A 16,415-nucleotide genomic window follows, 5' to 3' on the forward strand; every position below is an offset into this window, starting at 1 on the left:
CCCGTCCGCTGGTGGGGCGTCTTCCGTGCCGTGTACGATTCCTTTTGATCTTTGCGCGCAGTCCTATATAGAGGCGCATCCCAAGCCAGAATCCGTTGAGATAGCCCCATGTCGCCCAAAGCGCCGATCACTCAAGACGTCATGACCATCCCCCGCAAACTGCCCGAGGGGAAGATGAACCTTGTTGGCCTGACCCGTGACCAGTTGCGGGCTGCTCTGATCGAACACGGCACGCCCGAGAAACAGGCGAAGATGCGCACCGGGCAGATCTGGCAGTGGATCTATCAGTGGGGCGTGCGCGATTTTGGTGAAATGACCAATCTGGCCAAAGCCTATCGCGCGCAGCTGGCCGAACATTTCGTGATCGAAATCCCCGAGGTGGTGACGCGGCAAGTGTCCGAGGACGGCACCCGCAAATACCTGTGCCGCATCGCCGGCGGGCATGAGGTCGAGGTTGTCTATATTCCCGAAGAGGATCGCGGCACGCTGTGTATTTCATCCCAGGTAGGCTGCACGCTGACCTGTTCCTTCTGCCATACAGGCACTCAGAAACTGGTGCGCAACCTGACGGCGGCTGAAATTGTCGGTCAGGTGATGATGGCACGCGACGATCTTGAGGAATGGCCGACCCCCGGCGCGCCCAAGGATGAAACCCGCCTGCTGTCGAACATCGTGCTGATGGGCATGGGCGAGCCGCTTTATAACTTCGAAAACGTCCGCGACGCGATGAAGATCGCCATGGACCCCGAAGGCATTTCCCTGTCGCGCCGCCGGATTACGCTCTCGACCAGCGGCGTGGTGCCCGAGATTGCGCGCACGGCCGAGGAAATCGGCTGCCTATTGGCGATCTCGTTCCATGCCACCACGGATGAAACCCGCGACGTGCTGGTGCCGATCAACAAGCGCTGGAATATCGAGGAACTGCTGGGTGCTCTGGCCAGCTATCCCAACGCGTCGAATTCGGAACGGATCACGTTCGAATACGTGATGCTGGATGGCGTCAATGACAGCGATGAAGACGCGCATCGGCTGATTGAACACATCAAGCGCCACAACATTCCGGCCAAAATCAACCTGATCCCGTTCAACGAATGGCCCGGCGCGCCGTACAAGCGCAGCTCGAACAACCGTATCCGGGCCTTTGCCAATATCATCTATCAGGCGGGCTATGCCTCGCCCATCCGCAAGACGCGGGGAGAGGATATCATGGCGGCTTGCGGTCAGTTGAAATCGGCCACGGAACGCGCCCGGAAATCGCGCAGGCAGATCGAAGCCGAGGCTGGTCTGAACCCGTAAACGGTTCAATCCTGCCGCGTTTGCAAACTTAATGTTTCTGCCGCTTTTTTTTGTATGCACAATTTAGTATGTTTGCGGCAGGCCGGACCCGGTTATGGGGGGCTCACCTTTGTGCACAAACGGGTGAGGCTTCGGGTCGGCATATGGAATGATTTTTCCTGACCGCTACCATGTATTCGGCTCGGTAGGCGGCGTGAAGGCAAACTGTTTTTCAGGTGGGCCAAGATTATGATTTATGACATTCAGCAGAGTCTGAAATCTGCAGCGGCGGCTATGGTCTGCGTTGCCCTGCTGGCCGGAGGGTCAGCAGCACAAGAGCAGGACGCACATCTCGCAATCGAAAACCCAGCGGACCTGACCAAGGAGGAAGCCCGGGCGCATTACCGCTCGCTCGCACGGCGCATGGCGCGGGGCTATGCGGCGGCACAGCTGGATCTGATCCTGAACTATCAGAACTGGCCGCTGTTCAACGACGCGCCCTATATCTCGGCGACGCATGGGCAGCGGTTCGTGAACAGCTATGCCAACCGGATGGCGCATAATTACGGCACCCTGCAGCCGGGTGAGGAACTGCCCAAAGGGTCGGTTTTGGCCAAGGACAGCATGACGGTCACCGATGAAGGGCGCATTCATCCCGGCGCCATGTTCATCATGGAGAAGCTTGCGGACGGGGCCAGCCCGGAAACCGCCGACTGGCGCTATATCATGGTGCTGCCGGACGGGTCCCTGTTCGGCGACACGATGGGCGCGCGGTCGGGCGAGGTGGCCTATTGCCACGTGTGCCACGAAGCGGTTGCGGACCGGGACTATACTTTCTTCGTTCCCGAAGAATTTGCGGTGACAGAATAAGTCAGACCGCAGCATCCGGCAGTTTCAGGGCCGTCACCTGCGACGGAACCGCGCTGTGCCGATGACCTCGATCAACTGCTGCCGCACGGGGTCGGGCTGCGCCTCGACCGCGTTCAGAACCTCGCGCAGTTCGGCGCGCAGCCCGTGCATCTGGTCGATCAGCGAGATCATCATCGACAGTGCGTCCGCCTCCATGTCGTATTGCTCGTGCAATTCACAGGCCAGTTCCAGCCGCGCCACGTCGATGCTTTGATAGACAAGCCCGCGTTCCGATTGTTCGGGGATCACGATTTCAGCCGCCAGATACTCGGTCAGCCGGTCGGGGGTCAGGCGGGCGATGGCGGTGATCAGCTCCTCTTCGGTCAGGGTCGGGCTCATGACGGCATTCCTTTCCGCGGATCATAGCGGTGCGTTTCGCGCCAGGTCTCCATGAAGTGTTTCAGGTCGTCATCGATCGTGTCCGGCATCGAGACCGTCAGTTCGATCAGCTGGTCGCCCCGGTCCGACGCGCCGCGTTTCCTGACCCCCTTGCCGCGCAGGCGCAGGGTTTTGCCGCTGCTTGTGCCCGCCGGAACAGTGACATTGACGCCCCCGTCGATGGTGGGGGCCGGGACCTTGCCGCCCAGAATGGCCTCGTCGATGGTGATGGGCAGGGTGATGTGGATGTCATCCCCGTGCCGGTCGAACACCGGGTGTTTCGTGACCGAGACCGTGACCAGAGCATCGCCGGGCGGTCCTTCCCCGTAACCGGGCGCACCCTTGCCGCGCAGGCGGATGGTCTGACCATCGGTGATGCCTGCGGGGATCTTGACCTCGATCCGGTCGCCATCAGGCAGGGTCAGTTTCTGGCTTGCCCCGAACACGGAATCCAGAAAACTGATCTGAAGCGAATAATTGAGGTTGTGACCGGGGGCGTGAAAATCCTGGCCGCGCTGCCCGCCAAAACCGCCGCGCCCGCGCATGAATTCGGCGAAGATGTCGGACATGTCCTCGGGGTCCGCCTGACGTCCGCGATAGGGGTTTCCGGCGGCTTCGGCATAGTCGCGGTAATATTGCTGCTGCGGGCGTTCCTGACCCGAGGCGTCAATCTCGCCATTGTCATATTGCGCCCGCTTTTCCGGGTCTTTCAGCAGGTCATAGGCGGCGGCTGCGGCCTTGAATTTCGCCTCGGCCTCGGCATCGCCGGGTTTCAGATCCGGGTGGCAGTCCTTGGCGATGCGCCGATAGGCCTTTTTGATCTCGGCGGCACTGGCATCCTTGGCGACTCCAAGGACGGTATAGGGATCGTCGCTCATCTCACCTCTCGTCGGTGTCAGGGGTGGGTCTGATCTTGATGAATGTGTTTTATCATGCGATTTCAATGGCCCAAAAGGAAGTGGCTTTTGAAACAACTCGCAAAATCCCGCAGGTCTGTTAACATTCGCATGTTTCTGACCGATCACGCACGGAGAGCCCCATGACGCGCAGACTCAAGTCCATTCTGGCCCTGCTGGCCGGGAATGCCATCGGTTTGCTGCTGGCGGCGCTGCTGTTGCCGGAATTTGCGATCAAGCCGATCTCGTTCATCGTGGTGGTGATCGTCTTCACACTGGTTCAGTGGGTGGCCGAGCCGCTGATCCTGAAACTGGGTGAAAAGAGAGCCCCGGCGATCAAGGGCGGGATTGCCCTGATCGTGACCTTTGTGGGCCTGCTGGTGACCGATCTGATCACTGCGGGCCTGACCGTGGGGGGCATCGCGAACCTGCTGGCCGCAACCCTGCTGGTCTGGCTGGGGGCGTTGATCGCCAGCATCGTGCTGCCGATCTACCTGTTTCCCGAACTGCGCGAGCCCAAGAAGTAATCACAGCGTGTTCAGGCTGGCCTCGACCGCCTGCCACAGTTCCTCGACCGGTTCGCAACCGACAGAGATGCGCACAAAACCCGGTTCGACATCGTCGCCCCAACGGGTGCGGCGCTCGGCCGAGCTATGGATGCCCCCGAACGAGGTGGCGGGCCGCAGCAGCGGGCAGCCGGAAATGAACCGGTCGGCCCGGTCCGCATCGGCCAGCGTGATGCTGAGCATGAAGCCAAACCGCGCTGTCTGTTTCTTCGCCAGCGCATGGGCCGGATCATCGGGCAGGCCGGGGAACCGAATGTGCTGTACGGCAGGGTGATCCGCCAGCCGTTCGGCCAGCACCTGCGCCGTGGAACACATGCGGTCATAGCGCACATCCAGCGTCTCGAGCCCGCGATGCAGTAGCCAGGCCTCATGCGGGCCGGGGATGGCGCCTGAGACGCGCCGCCATTCGCGCACCCGCGCCATGATTGCCTCGTCCCGGCTGGCGACATGGCCCATCAGCATGTCGGAATGGCCGCCCATTGCCTTGGTGTCCGAGGCCACGACCACATCGATCCCCAGATCCAGCGGGCGCTGGCCCAGCGGTGTCATGGTAGTGTTGTCGGCAATGGTGATACCACCCGCCGCCCGCACACCCTGCGCCACGGCGGCGATGTCCAGCATATCCAGCCCCGGATTGCAGGGGGTTTCGATGAACACCACGTCGAACCCGTCAAACCCGCCCTCGGTAAAGGTTGCGGTCGGGCGTTCCTGCACGGTGACGCCCAGATTGCCCAGAAACTGATTGGCCAGCACGCGGGTCACGTAATACCCGTCCGAGGGCACCAGCAACCGTGTGCCGCTTTTGACCGTGGAAAACAGCGCCGCCGAGATCGCCCCCATGCCCGAGGGGAAGGTCAGGCAGGGTGCGCCTTCCAGATGGGCCAGCATATGTTCCAGTTCGGCCCAGGTGGCGTTGTCGACACGGCCATAAGCCGCGTGGCCATCCACTTCTCCGGGCAGGTGATACATGCTGCTTTGGGTCAGCGGCAGGGCCAGCGGCTCGCCCTTGTTCAGACTGTTGCCGCGCAGGTGCAGCATCTCGCCGGTCTTAGGATAGTTCATGTCTCAGCGTCCCGGTATTTCATCGCGCGCAGGCGCGGGTTCCCAATTTTCAATGATATCGACGGCCTGCTGGGCGGTGTCGACAAAGCGGAAGAGGTCAAGGTCTTCGTCCGAGATCGTGCCCGCATCGGCCAGCGCCTCCCAGTTGATGACCTTTTCCCAGAAGGCGCGGCCAAACAGCAGGAAGGGCACGCGTTCCATCCGGCCGGTCTGGATCAGGGTCAGCGACTCGAACAGCTCGTCCATGGTGCCGAAGCCGCCGGGGAAGATGGTGATGGCGCGGGCGCGCATCAGGAAATGCATCTTGCGGATGGCGAAATAGTGGAAATTGAAGCTGAGCTCGGGCGTCACATAAAGGTTCGGCGCCTGCTCATGCGGCAGCACGATGTTCAGCCCGATGGAGCAGCCGCCCGCATCCTGTGCGCCGCGATTTCCGGCCTCCATCACGCCGGGGCCGCCGCCGGTGACGATCACGTTCTCGCGGCCGCCGGTTTCGTTGGATTTCTCGGTCATCAGCCGGGCAAATTCGCGCGCCTCGTCGTAATAGGCGGACAGACCGGCCAGCGTTTCGGTGCGCGCGGTGTGTTTCTGCGACGGCTCGGGGATGCGCGCGCCGCCGAACATCACGATGGTCGAGGTGATCTGCCGTTCGGACATGATCATCTCGGGCTTCAGCAGTTCCAGCTGCAGGCGCACCGGGCGCAGCTCGTCCCGGCACAGGAAATCGTCATCCGCAAAGGCAAGGCGATAGGCCGAGGATCGGGTTTGCGGCGTGTCCGGCACCTCGCTCGCGGTGGACCGGTCGGTCTGCGCGTCGCGGAAGGGGCTGAGGCGGTCTTCTCTCATCGGTGATGGTTCCCTGCTTGCGTGTCGACAAAACAGCTATAGGGTTCGCGGGCAGAGTGCCAGTCACGGAAAGACAAGAATGGATTGGAAGACAGAAATATCCGCCGCGCAGGGCCGCATCGACGGCTGCGCGCAGGTGACGCCGGTGATCGTAAGCCACATGCTGGGCTTTCCGGTCGAGATGAAGCTGGAACACATGCAGCACACCGGCAGTTTCAAGGCGCGCGGGGCGTTCAACACGTTGCTCAGTTCCGAGGTGCCAAAGGCGGGGGTGGTCGCCGCATCAGGTGGCAATCACGGCGCGGCGGCGGCTTATGCGGCGCGGGCGCTGGGCCATCCGGCCAAGATTTTTGTGCCGGAACTGGCTGGTCCGTCGAAGATTGCGCTGATCAGACAGACCGGCGCGGATCTCAGCGTGGTGCCGGGCGAATATGCCAACGCATTGACCGCAGCGCAGGCGCATGAGGACGCAACCGGCGCGATGCAGATCCATGCCTATGACGCCCCCGCCACCGTGGCCGGACAGGGCACCTGTTTTGCCGAGTGGGAGGCTCAGGGACTGCAGGCCGACACTGTTCTGGTGGCCGTCGGCGGCGGCGGTTTGATCGCGGGCGCTCTGGCCTGGCTGCAGGGCGCGCGCAAGGTTGTGGCGGTTGAACCCGAGACCTCCTGCGCCTTGCACGCCGCTTTGAGCGCCGGTGAACCGGTAGACGTTTCGGTGTCGGGGATCGCGGCAAATGCGCTGGGCGCGCGGCGTATCGGGTCGATCTGTTTCGATCTGGCGCAGGGGATGACCTCGGTTCTGGTCCCGGACAGTGCGATTGCACAGGCGCAAACGGCCCTGTGGCAGGCGCATCGGATTCTGGTCGAACCCGCCGGGGCCGCCGCGTTGGCGGCGTTGACCTCGGGCGCGTATCAGCCGCAGCCGGGGGAACGCGTGGCGGTTCTGGTCTGCGGCGGGAACATCGCGCCGGACCCGTTTGCCGCGTGATTTATCGGGTTGTGGAAACGGGTTATCGATTTTATCTATAATCTATGAACGCAACAATCGCCGACACGATCTACGAAAGCCTAAGCCAGCAGATTATCACCGGCGACCTGAGCGCCGGGGAAAAGCTGCGTCAGGATCATATCGCCAAAGCCTTTGACACCAGCCACGTGCCCGTGCGCGAGGCTTTGCTGCGGCTCGAGGCGCACGGCCTTGCCCAAAGCGAGCCGCGCCGCGGCATGCGCGTCACTGCGCTGGACCCGGCCGAGATACGCGAGGTGATCGAGATGCGGGTGGCGCTGGAATCACTGGCGCTGCAGCATTCGGTGCAGAACCTGACCCCCGCCGATCTGAAGCTGATCGACGACGCCCGGGTCGCCTGTGACGCCGCCGAAACCATGCCGCTATGGGAGGCGAAAAACCGGGCGTTTCACCGCGCCATTCTGACCCCCTGCAGGTTGCCGCGTCTGCTGCACGCCATCGACGATCTGCACATCGCCAGCGCCCGCCATCTGTTTGCGTTCTGGCGGCCCAGATGGACGCAGCGGACGGATACGGATCATGCGGCGCTGGTGCAGGCGCTCAAACGCAAGGACACGGCCACCGCCGCGGCCATTCTTGCGCGCCATATCCGCCGGGCAAGCTGATCGCGCCCCGCTCTGGCCGCAAATCGCACCACCTACGTCGCATTGCGTCATTGACCCGGCTTGCGTATAGGCCACACCAACGCGAACAGATTCTGCAGGGAGTAGCACAATGTCCAACGCGCAACTGGAAGCCGCCATCGAAGCCGCCTGGGAGGCGCGCGACACCGTCACACCCGCAACCACCGGCGAAACGCGCGAGGCGATCGAAGATACGCTGAACGCGTTGGACAGTGGTTCGCTGCGGGTCGCGGAAAAGCAGGACAGCGGCGACTGGCATGTGAACCAGTGGGCGAAGAAAGCGGTCCTGCTGGGCTTTCGCATCAAGGATATGGAAATCCACAACGGCGGCCCTCAGGCCGGTGGCTGGTGGGACAAGGTCGACAGCAAGTTCGCCGGTTGGGGCGAGAACCAATGGCAAGCTGCCGGGTTCCGTGCGGTGCCGAACTGCGTGGTCCGCAAATCCGCCTTTATCGCACCGGGCGTGGTGCTGATGCCGTCTTTCGTCAACCTCGGCGCCTATGTGGACGAGGGCACCATGGTTGACACATGGGCCACCGTGGGGTCCTGCGCGCAGATCGGCAAGAACGTGCACCTGTCGGGCGGCGTTGGCATCGGCGGCGTGCTGGAGCCGATGCAGGCAGGCCCCACAATCATCGAGGACAATTGCTTTATCGGCGCGCGGTCCGAGGTGGTCGAAGGCTGCATCGTCCGCGAAGGCTCGGTTCTGGGCATGGGTGTGTTCATCGGCAAATCCACCAAGATCGTCGACCGCGAAACCGGTGAAGTGATGTATGGCGAAGTGCCGCCCTATTCGGTGGTCGTCGCGGGCTCGATGCCGTCGAAGAACAACGTCAGCCTGTATTGCGCGGTGATCGTGAAGCGCGTGGACGAAAAGACCCGCTCGAAAACCGGTATCAACGAGTTGCTGCGGGACTGAGTCCGTCTATGGCCCGCATCAATATCGACGCCGTGACGCGCTTGCGTCCGATCGACCGGTGGCGCGACGCATAGCGCAAGGTGGTTCAGAAGCCCGTTGGATGCGGTGAGGCAGACGACAACTCAAAAAAAAGGCCGAGGGTCGGACCCTCGGCCTTTCTTAAGTTTCAAACCCCCGAAGTTACGCTATGTGATCGCGACCTCCCTCCGGCAATCGGGACCGGGGTGCGGGTTTTCCGGCGTTGGACGCGCGGTTACTGGACTACGACGGCTGGCGTTTCGCCATCAACGCCACGGCCAAAACCGTCTTCCGTTCCGTTGCCGCCGCCGCCTTCGCCATCGTCGTTGCTGTCATCACTTCCGGTTTCGCTGTCGCCGGATTCATCCGGACCTTCGGTGCCGCCTTCATCGCCGCCACCGGAGTCATCGCTGCCTTCATCGCCGCCACCGGAGTCGTCGCTGCCTTCATCGCCGCCGCCGGAGTCGTCGCTGCCTTCATCGCCGCCGCCGGAGTCGTCGCTGCCTTCATCACCGCCACCGGAGTCATCACTGCCTTCATCGCCGCCGCCGGAGTCGTCGCTGCCTTCATCACCGCCACCGGAGTCATCACTGCCTTCGTCGCCTCCACCGGAGTCGTCGCTGCCTTCATCGCCGCCGCCGGAGTCATCACTGCCCTCGTTTTCATCGCCGCCGCCGGTTTCGCCTCCGCCACCGGTCTCGCCGCCTTCGTTTCCGCTCTCCTGAGCGAATGCCGCGTCCACCGAAACAAAAGATAGAACGGCAACAGCCGGCGCACCGGCCAGAACAATCACACTTGCCGTGGTAGTCATAAGTTTGGACAAGATACTCATTGAATTTTCCCCTGTAAAAAAATGACTTTGCTAGTGCGGTCAGCCTAGGTCTCGTTATGGGACGCCGAAACGGAACGGTGAGCGTGCTGCGCCTCAAGCGAAAATTGGCCGAAATGTGGCGAAACTGTGGCAAAAATATGCCGGAATCAACTTAAGGTAATTTTGGACCACATGATTCACTTAATTCGAGAAGGCGAAGATCGGATGACTTGGGGCGATTCCATTTTGCTCCGCAGACGCTTTCACCAAACGCCCAATCATGTGCATCGTCAGATTCATGTCCAAGTCCGGCGGACGGATTTGGTTGACCCCTTTGGGTGGCGCGCGTAAGGCAAGCGCCATGGAAAAGCAAAAGAAACCCTCGCGTCAGCAAGTTTATACCCTTTTGGTCCAGGTGGGCCGCAAGGATGGCGATGGCCTGCCCGACGGGGCCACGGGGGCTGCGCTGATCTGCTATGCCAGCGGTGTGGATGAGGCCGAGGCCGTGCGCGAAACCGTTGCGATCCTGAAACAGGCCGATACCGCGCCGCTGGATGTGACCGGCTACGGCACCCTGGCCGAGCGTGAGGCGCAGGGGCACGAGATCGACGCGGATGAGCGTGACCTGATGCAACGCGCGCTGGATGAAAATGCGGTCATCGTGGCGCAGATGACGCCGTTTTTCGAAGATCAGACCTAAGGCCTAGTTCCGCGCGCCGAACCACTTGCGGTAAATCTCGTCATAGGTGCCGTCCTCGCGCAGGGCGAGCAGCGCCTGGTTTACATCTTCGACCAGCGGCGATCCGGTCGGGAAGGCGATGCCGTAATTTTCGCGCAGGAAAACGCCGCCGGTCATCGATGCGATCCGGCGGCCCTCATGCGCGGTGAAATAGGACAGGATCGGCGCGTCGAACACTACGGCATCCAGTTGCTCGGCTTTGAAGGCGTCCAGCATCTGGTCCAGACCCGGATATCCGGTGAACTCGATCTCGCGCCGGGACAGGAAATTCGCGGCCGTCGATCCGGATACCGTGCCGACGTTTTTGCCGTATAGGTCGTTCACCGAATTCACGTTGCCGGTGATCGCATCCACCGTCATGACCGAGGTGATGCGGGCGGTGAATACCGACACGATGAACAGCGACGACACCACCAGCACCACACCCAGCAGCCGGCCAAATGGGGTGCGGGGCATACGTTCCTCGAACCCGCCATTGACGACAAGGTTCAGCGCCCACCAGAAGGATGGAAACCAGGCCTCGTTCAGCTTACGGTCGAAATAGGGCTGGGCGCGGCGCTCGAACCCCCACATCAGCATGCCGCCGCCCAGCAGGATGGCGAAGGCAAGGCCGATGGCGATGAACAGCTCGCGCGACAGCAGCGCCTGCATCAGCGACGGGCGGCGCACCGCATCCGATGGCACCATGATCTGCAGCCCGGCCTCGAAAATCGGCTGGCTGAAATCCATCTGGGTTTCGCGCAATGCGGTGATCGAGATATTTGCGACCGCCAGATCCGCCGAGCCATCCTGAACGGCGCTCAACATGTCGGCAAAGGCATCGACGCGGTTGACCGTGTAATCCCAGTTCAGCGCCTCGGCCAGCGCCTGCAGCAGATCCATCGAAAAGCCGGTTTCGGCCCCGTCTTCCACATAGGAGAACGGAGGGCGTGTCACCGTCGTGACCGACAAGGACTGTGCCTGGCTTTGCTGTGCAAGAGCGGCGAAAGTCAGGCAGATCAATGCGAAGAAAACGCGCGTCATGGGAACATCACCTGTTTCGCGGCCCTGTAACGCAAACAGGCAAGGCGCGGCAAGGTCGTCGCGGGGTAAAGCGCCATGTTTTTCAGGGATCTCAATGCGGGATGCGGGCAAAACAGGGTCGTGATTTTTGAATTGTTGGGGTTGGCATTCCGGCCAATTCGTTGAAACACTGCGCGAACCCCTGCGGAATCAGACTGAAAGGCGCGCCGATGACCGATCCAGTTCAATTGACGGCGGACCTGATCCGTTGCCCATCGGTCACACCTGCCGAGGGCGGGGCCCTGGTCCTGCTCGGGGCGCTTTTGTCCGATGCCGGGTTCGACTGCACCCGCGTTGACCGTGGCGGCGTCAGCAACCTGTTTGCGCGCTGGGGGCAGAAAGGGCATGCCCGCACCTTTGGGTTCAACGGCCATACCGATGTGGTTCCGGTGGGGGACGAGGCCGCATGGACCAAGCCGCCCTTCGGGGCCGAAGTGCACGACGGCGTCATGTATGGGCGCGGCACCACCGACATGAAATCGGGCGTGGCCGCCTTTGCCGCCGCGGCGGTGGATTTCGTCCGCGACACGCCGCCGGACGGGGCGATCATCCTTACGATAACCGGGGATGAGGAAGGCGATGCGTTGGACGGCACCACCGCCTTGCTGGATCATATGGCGGACGCGGGTGAGCGCATGTCTGTTTGTCTGGTGGGCGAGCCCACCTGCCCGAATGAGATGGGCGAAATGATGAAGATTGGACGGCGCGGCTCGATGACGGCGTGGTTCACGGTGACGGGCGTGCAGGGGCATTCGGCCTATCCGCATCGTGCCAAGAACCCTCTGCCCGCCTTGGCGCGGCTGATGGATCGGCTTGCCCGCCATGAACTGGATCAGGGCAGCGATCATTTCGATGCATCCACTCTGGCGGTCGTGACGATGGACACCGGAAACCCGGCGACAAATGTCATTCCGGCGCAGTGCAGCGGGGCGGTGAATATCCGGTTCAATGACCTGCATTCCGGCGCAGGCCTCAGCGATTGGTTGCGGGCCGAGGCCGATCAGGCCGCGCAGGCCTTTGGTGTCAAAATCGACACAAGGATCAAAATCTCGGGCGAAAGCTTCCTGACCCCGCCGGGTCCGCTGTCTGATCTGGTGGCGCAGGCGGTCACGGCGGAAACCGGGGTGCAGCCCGACCTGTCGACGACCGGCGGCACCTCGGATGCCCGTTTCATCAAGGACCACTGCCCGGTGGTGGAATTCGGTCTGGTCGGCCGCACCATGCATCAGGTGGATGAATGCGTCGAGGTTGCGCAGATCGAGCAGCTCAAGGCGATCTATACGCGGGTTCTACGGGATTATTTCGCCTGATCCATGCAGCGTACCTTGGTGATCATGGTCAAGGAACCGCGCCCGGGCCGGGTGAAGACGCGGCTTGGGCGCGATATCGGCATGGTCGGCGCGGCCTGGTGGTTTCGCAGGCAGGCCCGGTCGCTGATCCGGCGATTGCGGGACCCGCGCTGGCAGATCGTGCTGGCGGTGTCGCCGGATCGCGAGGGGCTGAGCAGCCGGAACTGGCCCGCCGACCTGCCCCGCGCGCCGCAGGGGCGGGGCGATCTGGGGCAGCGCATGGCGCGGATGCTGCGGGCCGCGCCAAAAGGGCCGGTGTGCCTGATCGGTGCGGATATTCCCGGCATCACGCGGGCGCATATCGCACGGGCCTTCGATGCTTTGGGGCCTTCGCAACTGGTGTTTGGCCCGGCGCAGGATGGCGGCTATTGGCTGGTCGGCGCGCAGCGCTACGGGGCCTTGCCCGCCGGGCTGTTTGCTAATGTGCGCTGGTCGACGGAACATGCGCTGGCCGACACGCTGGCCTCGGTCCCGGGCTGCCGTGTGACGACGGTCGATCAACTGCGTGACGTCGATACGGTTGCCGATCTGCACAGCTGACCCAACGTGCGGTTTTTTGGTCATGACGCGGTCGCGCACGCGTGCTAGGCCGAAGACATGACTCGCATCCCCACCAAGCAAGAGGTCCTCGACTGGATCTCGGCGAACCCCACCCTGACCTCGAAACGCGATATCGCCAAGGCCTTTGGCATCAAGGGCGCGGACCGGATCGATCTGAAACGCATCCTGCGCGAGCTTGAGGCCGAGGGGCATCTGGAAAAGCGCAAGCGCAGCTATCGCGATCCGGATCGTCTGCCGCCGGTCAGCGTGTTGCAGGTCAAGGCGCCGAATGCCGATGGCGACCTGTTTGCCCGGCCTCTGGAGTGGCATGGCGAGGGGGTTGAGCCCATCGTACTGATCATCGCCCGCGCAAGCGATCCGGCACTGGGCGAAGGCGACCGCATTCTGGCGCGCCTGACAGTGGTGCATGAGGAAGACCACAATTACGAGGCCCGCCTGATCCGCCGCATCGGCACCAACCCGCGCAAGATCGTCGGCATCTTCCGCAAAGGGGCCGAGGGCGGGCGGATCGTGCCTATCGACAAGACCGGATCGACCGAGTGGCTGGTCCATGACGGCGCGGTGCTGGGCGCGAAAGACGGTGAGCTGGTCGAGGCCGAACAGGCCGGCCCCAAAAACCGCATGGGCCTGCCACGCGCGCGCATTGTGGAACGGCTGGGCGATCCGTCGGCCCCCAAGGCGGTGTCGCTGATTGCGATTCATCAGCACGGTATCCCCGACGATTTCCCCGACAAGGTGATTGACGAGGCCGACAAGGCCAAGCCCGTCGGCCTGAAGGGGCGCGAAGACCTGCGGGACATGCCGCTGCTGACCATCGACCCTGCGGATGCGCGGGATCATGACGATGCCTGCTATGCCCATGCCGATGACGATCCCAAGAACCCCGGCGGCCATGTGATCTGGGTCGCCATCGCCGATGTCGCCGCTTATGTGCAACCCGGCACCGCGCTGGACCGCGAAGCGCGCAAGCGGGGCAATTCCAGCTATTTCCCCGACCGCGTGGTGCCGATGCTGCCGGATCGGCTGTCGGGTGATCTGTGCTCGCTGCACGAAGGCGTTCCGCGCGCCTGTATCGCCGTGCGGATGCAGATCGACGCCGAGGGCAACAAGATCGGTCACCGCTTCGTGCGTGGCCTGATGCGATCCGCTGCCTCGCTGCATTACGCCGAGGTGCAGGAGGCCATCGACGGCAATCCCAACGACCGCACCGGTCCGCTGTTGGAGACGGTGCTGAAACCGCTCTACGCCGCTTACGCTGCCCTGAAAACGGCGCGGGGGGTGCGGCAACCGCTGGAACTGGACCTGCCCGAGCGCAAGATCGTGCTCAGCGACAAGGGCGATGTCGAAAGCGTGGCGTTCCGCGACCGGCTGGATGCCCATAAGCTGATCGAAGAGTTCATGATCCTCGCCAATGTCGCCGCTGCCGAGACGCTGATCGCCAAGCGCCGCCCGCTGCTGTTCCGCGTGCACGAAGAACCCGCGCCAGAAAAGCTGGAGAGCCTGCGGGAAACGGCGCAGGCGGCGGGGCTGAATCTGGCCAAAGGGCAGGTGCTGCAAACCCGGCACCTGAACGCGCTGCTGAATGCGGCAGCCGGGACCGAGGATGCGGAACTGATCAACCTGACCACGCTGCGGTCGATGGCGCAGGCGTACTATAACCCCGAGAATTTCGGCCATTTCGGGCTGGCGCTGCGCAACTACGCGCATTTCACGTCCCCGATCCGCCGTTATGCCGATCTGATCGTTCACCGTGCGCTGATTTCGGCCCATGACTGGGGCAAGGACGGGCTGACCGAGGAGGAAATCGCCCGGCTGGACGAAACCGCCACCCATATCTCGGACACCGAACGCCGATCCATGATGGCCGAGCGGGACACGACCGACCGTTATCTGGCCGCCTATCTCAGCGAACGGGTGGGCAATGAATTCTCGGGCCGCATCAGCGGCATCGCCCGCTTCGGAGCCTTCGTGAAGTTGGATGAAACCGGCGCGGACGGGCTGGTGCCAGTACGCTCGCTGGGGCGCGAGTTCTTTCATTTCGACCGCGAGGCCGGGACGCTGATGGGGTCAGACACCGGGTTGGTCATCGCCATCGGCCAGCGCGTCACCGTGCGGCTGACCGAGGCCACGCCGGTCACCGGCGGTCTGGAACTGGAACTGCTGTCCATCGACGATCAGGCCCTGCCGCGCGGACGGGGGCCTGCCAAGCGGGCAACGCGGCGCAAGGCGGTCAGTACCAAGCGCAAGAAGGACAAGATCAGGCGCAAGGTCGAACGCAAACGCCGTCAGAGGTGATAGGTCAGCGCCCGCGCGATCAGCCAGCCATGCCGCGTGGCGTCGATCTGCGCGGGGTCGTCGAACAGCACCGCGCGGTTGCCGTCAATCCGGTCCTCGCCCGGGAAGGCCGAAGTAAAATCGCCCATCAACCGGCTCTGACAGTGGACGAACAGCGCGAACCGCGCGGATTTGTGCCCGCCCAGCCGGATTGTCGACCCTTTCGGGGCCAGATAGGCCGGTTGGCCCCAGCGCAGGGCCTCTTGCACGGGTTGCGCCGCAGGCAGGGTTTCAGCCGTCGCAAGGATCAGGTCGCGCAGGGCGAGGGCTCCGGCGCAGGTGTCCTGCGGCAAGGCCGCAAAGGCGGCGGCCACGGCGGGATCGTCAAATTCGGTCATGACAACGGCACAGCCTGTTCCATCCGGTCGATATAGCTGTTCAGCAGGGTATCCTGTTTGATGCGCCGCGTCAGCGGCGTATCGGCGGGCGTGGCGCGCATCGCGGCCAGCATCGGCCCGACGCTCATATCGGCCGAGGTCGGCTGATCCCCCAGCAGGAACGGAGATTTCCACAGATAGGCCGAGATCGCCTCGAGATCGCGCTCGACCCGCTCCAGCCGTTCGGCCAGTGAAAACCGCCCGATGCCTTGCGTCCTTACTCCTTTCAGAACGGATTTCCGGATCGCGCCCGAGGCCGGTTTGCGGATCAGGGCCGGAATGCCGTTAAAGAAAGTCTGGCGCAGGATCGGCCAGACCTCATCATTGCCCCAGCGGTCCAGAACGATGTGAAAATACAGGTGTTCCTCGGCCATGCGAACCAAAGCCCGCGATTGCGCCTTTTCCACATCCGTCAGGCCCTGATCGAAATTCGCGCCCTGCTGCTCCAGCCAGTCGCGGATCAGATCGCTGTCGGGCACCAGCCGTTCCGGTGTGCGCAGAACCGGCAGCTTTTGATGTGGCATCTTGCGGGGGTCCAGCAGATCGGATCGCTGCCAGCTTTGGCCTGAATGTTGCAGCATCAGCGCGGTCTTGACGCAGAACGGGCTGGCGCTGAACAGGCCAAAGGCGGCGGGGTAGGTGAGAAGGGTCAGCATCGGG

General features: G+C 63.0%; 18 protein-coding genes. 10 read left to right on the forward strand and 8 right to left on the reverse strand.

The genetic code is table 11. The features are described from left to right. Positions 1-108: 108 nt before the first annotated feature. Positions 109-1,296: a dual-specificity RNA methyltransferase RlmN gene (gene rlmN / locus ACR0K1_RS17395; RefSeq protein ID WP_480615579.1), complete on the forward strand. Its 1,188-nt coding sequence runs from the start codon at positions 109-111 to the stop codon at positions 1,294-1,296. Between the two features lie 228 nt (positions 1,297-1,524). Continuing rightward, positions 1,525-2,145, forward strand: a complete 621-nt coding sequence (locus tag ACR0K1_RS17400; protein ID WP_480615581.1) for a cytochrome P460 family protein — start codon at positions 1,525-1,527, stop codon at positions 2,143-2,145. Between the two features lie 33 nt (positions 2,146-2,178). Here the strand turns inward: ACR0K1_RS17400 and ACR0K1_RS17405 are convergent, their stop codons facing one another. Beyond that, positions 2,179-2,523, reverse strand: coding sequence for a hypothetical protein (locus ACR0K1_RS17405; RefSeq protein ID WP_480615582.1), 345 nt, complete (start codon positions 2,521-2,523; stop codon positions 2,179-2,181). Then, on the reverse strand, positions 2,520-3,440 hold the full coding sequence (locus tag ACR0K1_RS17410) for a DnaJ C-terminal domain-containing protein (protein ID WP_480615584.1): 921 nt from the start codon (positions 3,438-3,440) through the stop codon (positions 2,520-2,522). The genes ACR0K1_RS17405 and ACR0K1_RS17410 overlap by 4 nt, the downstream gene beginning before the upstream one ends. 161 nt (positions 3,441-3,601) lie before the next feature. Between ACR0K1_RS17410 and ACR0K1_RS17415 the strand changes: the two genes are divergently transcribed. Beyond that, on the forward strand, positions 3,602-3,985 hold the full coding sequence (locus ACR0K1_RS17415) for a hypothetical protein (protein WP_480615586.1): 384 nt from the start codon (positions 3,602-3,604) through the stop codon (positions 3,983-3,985). On the opposite strand, the gene ACR0K1_RS17420 is transcribed toward ACR0K1_RS17415, so the two are convergent. Together ACR0K1_RS17420 and ACR0K1_RS17425 are read right to left on the reverse strand one after the other, a co-directional pair. Beyond that, the gene (locus ACR0K1_RS17420; protein ID WP_480851360.1) at positions 3,986-5,086 is read right to left on the reverse strand and encodes a cystathionine gamma-lyase; all 1,101 of its coding nucleotides are present in this window, start codon (positions 5,084-5,086) and stop codon (positions 3,986-3,988) included. It abuts the gene before it with no gap. Between the two features lie 3 nt (positions 5,087-5,089). Beyond that, positions 5,090-5,932, reverse strand: a complete 843-nt coding sequence (locus tag ACR0K1_RS17425; RefSeq protein ID WP_480615590.1) for an LOG family protein — start codon at positions 5,930-5,932, stop codon at positions 5,090-5,092. A 79-nt stretch (positions 5,933-6,011) separates the two neighbouring features. Here ACR0K1_RS17425 and ACR0K1_RS17430 point away from each other — a divergent pair, with 79 nt between their 5' ends. The 3 genes from ACR0K1_RS17430 to dapD all read left to right on the forward strand — a co-directional run bounded on the left by ACR0K1_RS17430 (position 6,012) and on the right by dapD (position 8,504). Continuing rightward, on the forward strand, positions 6,012-6,923 hold the full coding sequence (locus ACR0K1_RS17430) for a threonine/serine dehydratase (protein WP_480615592.1): 912 nt from the start codon (positions 6,012-6,014) through the stop codon (positions 6,921-6,923). 44 nt (positions 6,924-6,967) lie between these two features. Further along, positions 6,968-7,567 carry a GntR family transcriptional regulator gene (locus ACR0K1_RS17435; RefSeq protein ID WP_480615594.1) on the forward strand — a complete coding sequence of 200 codons (600 nt, stop codon included), beginning with the start codon at positions 6,968-6,970 and terminating at the stop codon, positions 7,565-7,567. A 109-nt stretch (positions 7,568-7,676) separates the two neighbouring features. Continuing rightward, on the forward strand, positions 7,677-8,504 hold the full coding sequence (dapD, locus tag ACR0K1_RS17440; RefSeq protein WP_480615596.1) for a 2,3,4,5-tetrahydropyridine-2,6-dicarboxylate N-succinyltransferase: 828 nt from the start codon (positions 7,677-7,679) through the stop codon (positions 8,502-8,504). Positions 8,505-8,757: 253 nt separating this feature from the next. Here the strand turns inward: dapD and ACR0K1_RS17445 are convergent, their stop codons facing one another. After that, positions 8,758-9,354 carry a hypothetical protein gene (locus ACR0K1_RS17445; RefSeq protein ID WP_480851361.1) on the reverse strand — a complete coding sequence of 199 codons (597 nt, stop codon included), beginning with the start codon at positions 9,352-9,354 and terminating at the stop codon, positions 8,758-8,760. A 340-nt stretch (positions 9,355-9,694) separates the two neighbouring features. Here ACR0K1_RS17445 and ACR0K1_RS17450 point away from each other — a divergent pair, with 340 nt between their 5' ends. After that, entirely contained in the window at positions 9,695-10,033 is a 339-nt protein-coding gene (locus ACR0K1_RS17450) for a hypothetical protein (protein WP_480615787.1), read from the forward strand. 3 nt (positions 10,034-10,036) lie between these two features. Here ACR0K1_RS17450 and ACR0K1_RS17455 read toward each other — a convergent pair whose 3' ends face one another. Then, complete coding sequence (locus tag ACR0K1_RS17455; protein ID WP_480615600.1) at positions 10,037-11,095, reverse strand: transporter substrate-binding domain-containing protein; 1,059 nt, start codon at positions 11,093-11,095, stop codon at positions 10,037-10,039. 209 nt (positions 11,096-11,304) lie between these two features. On the opposite strand from ACR0K1_RS17455, the gene dapE reads away from it, so the two are divergent. From dapE to rnr, 3 genes are read left to right on the forward strand one after another with little or no spacing between them, the layout of a single operon-like run. Further along, on the forward strand, positions 11,305-12,444 hold the full coding sequence (gene dapE, locus ACR0K1_RS17460; RefSeq protein WP_480615602.1) for a succinyl-diaminopimelate desuccinylase: 1,140 nt from the start codon (positions 11,305-11,307) through the stop codon (positions 12,442-12,444). 3 nt (positions 12,445-12,447) lie between these two features. Beyond that, on the forward strand, positions 12,448-13,023 hold the full coding sequence (locus ACR0K1_RS17465; protein WP_480851362.1) for a TIGR04282 family arsenosugar biosynthesis glycosyltransferase: 576 nt from the start codon (positions 12,448-12,450) through the stop codon (positions 13,021-13,023). A gap of 57 nt (positions 13,024-13,080) precedes the next feature. Then, a complete protein-coding gene (gene rnr, locus ACR0K1_RS17470; RefSeq protein WP_480615606.1) occupies positions 13,081-15,339 on the forward strand; it encodes a ribonuclease R in 2,259 nt (752 codons plus the stop codon). Here rnr and ACR0K1_RS17475 read toward each other — a convergent pair. Together ACR0K1_RS17475 and ACR0K1_RS17480 are read right to left on the reverse strand one after the other, a co-directional pair. Beyond that, complete coding sequence (locus ACR0K1_RS17475) at positions 15,330-15,716, reverse strand: DUF1801 domain-containing protein (protein WP_480851363.1); 387 nt, start codon at positions 15,714-15,716, stop codon at positions 15,330-15,332. The genes rnr and ACR0K1_RS17475 overlap by 10 nt on opposite strands. Further along, positions 15,713-16,411 carry a glutathione S-transferase family protein gene (locus tag ACR0K1_RS17480; RefSeq protein ID WP_480615610.1) on the reverse strand — a complete coding sequence of 233 codons (699 nt, stop codon included), beginning with the start codon at positions 16,409-16,411 and terminating at the stop codon, positions 15,713-15,715. The genes ACR0K1_RS17475 and ACR0K1_RS17480 overlap by 4 nt, the downstream gene beginning before the upstream one ends. Positions 16,412-16,415 lie beyond the last annotated feature (4 nt).

The sequence above is a fragment of the Ruegeria sp. F5 genome, assembly GCF_056533845.1.

Coding starts and splice junctions, on each gene's coding strand:
- rlmN (WP_480615579.1), top strand. CDS start 109: ATGTCGCCCAAAGCGCCGATCACTCAAGACGTCATGACCATCCCCCGC.
- ACR0K1_RS17400 (WP_480615581.1), top strand. CDS start 1,525: ATGATTTATGACATTCAGCAGAGTCTGAAATCTGCAGCGGCGGCTATG.
- ACR0K1_RS17405 (WP_480615582.1), bottom strand. CDS start 2,523: ATGAGCCCGACCCTGACCGAAGAGGAGCTGATCACCGCCATCGCCCGC.
- ACR0K1_RS17410 (WP_480615584.1), bottom strand. CDS start 3,440: ATGAGCGACGATCCCTATACCGTCCTTGGAGTCGCCAAGGATGCCAGT.
- ACR0K1_RS17415 (WP_480615586.1), top strand. CDS start 3,602: ATGACGCGCAGACTCAAGTCCATTCTGGCCCTGCTGGCCGGGAATGCC.
- ACR0K1_RS17420 (WP_480851360.1), bottom strand. CDS start 5,086: ATGAACTATCCTAAGACCGGCGAGATGCTGCACCTGCGCGGCAACAGT.
- ACR0K1_RS17425 (WP_480615590.1), bottom strand. CDS start 5,932: ATGAGAGAAGACCGCCTCAGCCCCTTCCGCGACGCGCAGACCGACCGG.
- ACR0K1_RS17430 (WP_480615592.1), top strand. CDS start 6,012: ATGGATTGGAAGACAGAAATATCCGCCGCGCAGGGCCGCATCGACGGC.
- ACR0K1_RS17435 (WP_480615594.1), top strand. CDS start 6,968: ATGAACGCAACAATCGCCGACACGATCTACGAAAGCCTAAGCCAGCAG.
- dapD (WP_480615596.1), top strand. CDS start 7,677: ATGTCCAACGCGCAACTGGAAGCCGCCATCGAAGCCGCCTGGGAGGCG.
- ACR0K1_RS17445 (WP_480851361.1), bottom strand. CDS start 9,354: ATGAGTATCTTGTCCAAACTTATGACTACCACGGCAAGTGTGATTGTT.
- ACR0K1_RS17450 (WP_480615787.1), top strand. CDS start 9,695: ATGGAAAAGCAAAAGAAACCCTCGCGTCAGCAAGTTTATACCCTTTTG.
- ACR0K1_RS17455 (WP_480615600.1), bottom strand. CDS start 11,095: ATGACGCGCGTTTTCTTCGCATTGATCTGCCTGACTTTCGCCGCTCTT.
- dapE (WP_480615602.1), top strand. CDS start 11,305: ATGACCGATCCAGTTCAATTGACGGCGGACCTGATCCGTTGCCCATCG.
- ACR0K1_RS17465 (WP_480851362.1), top strand. CDS start 12,448: ATGCAGCGTACCTTGGTGATCATGGTCAAGGAACCGCGCCCGGGCCGG.
- rnr (WP_480615606.1), top strand. CDS start 13,081: ATGACTCGCATCCCCACCAAGCAAGAGGTCCTCGACTGGATCTCGGCG.
- ACR0K1_RS17475 (WP_480851363.1), bottom strand. CDS start 15,716: ATGACCGAATTTGACGATCCCGCCGTGGCCGCCGCCTTTGCGGCCTTG.
- ACR0K1_RS17480 (WP_480615610.1), bottom strand. CDS start 16,411: ATGCTGACCCTTCTCACCTACCCCGCCGCCTTTGGCCTGTTCAGCGCC.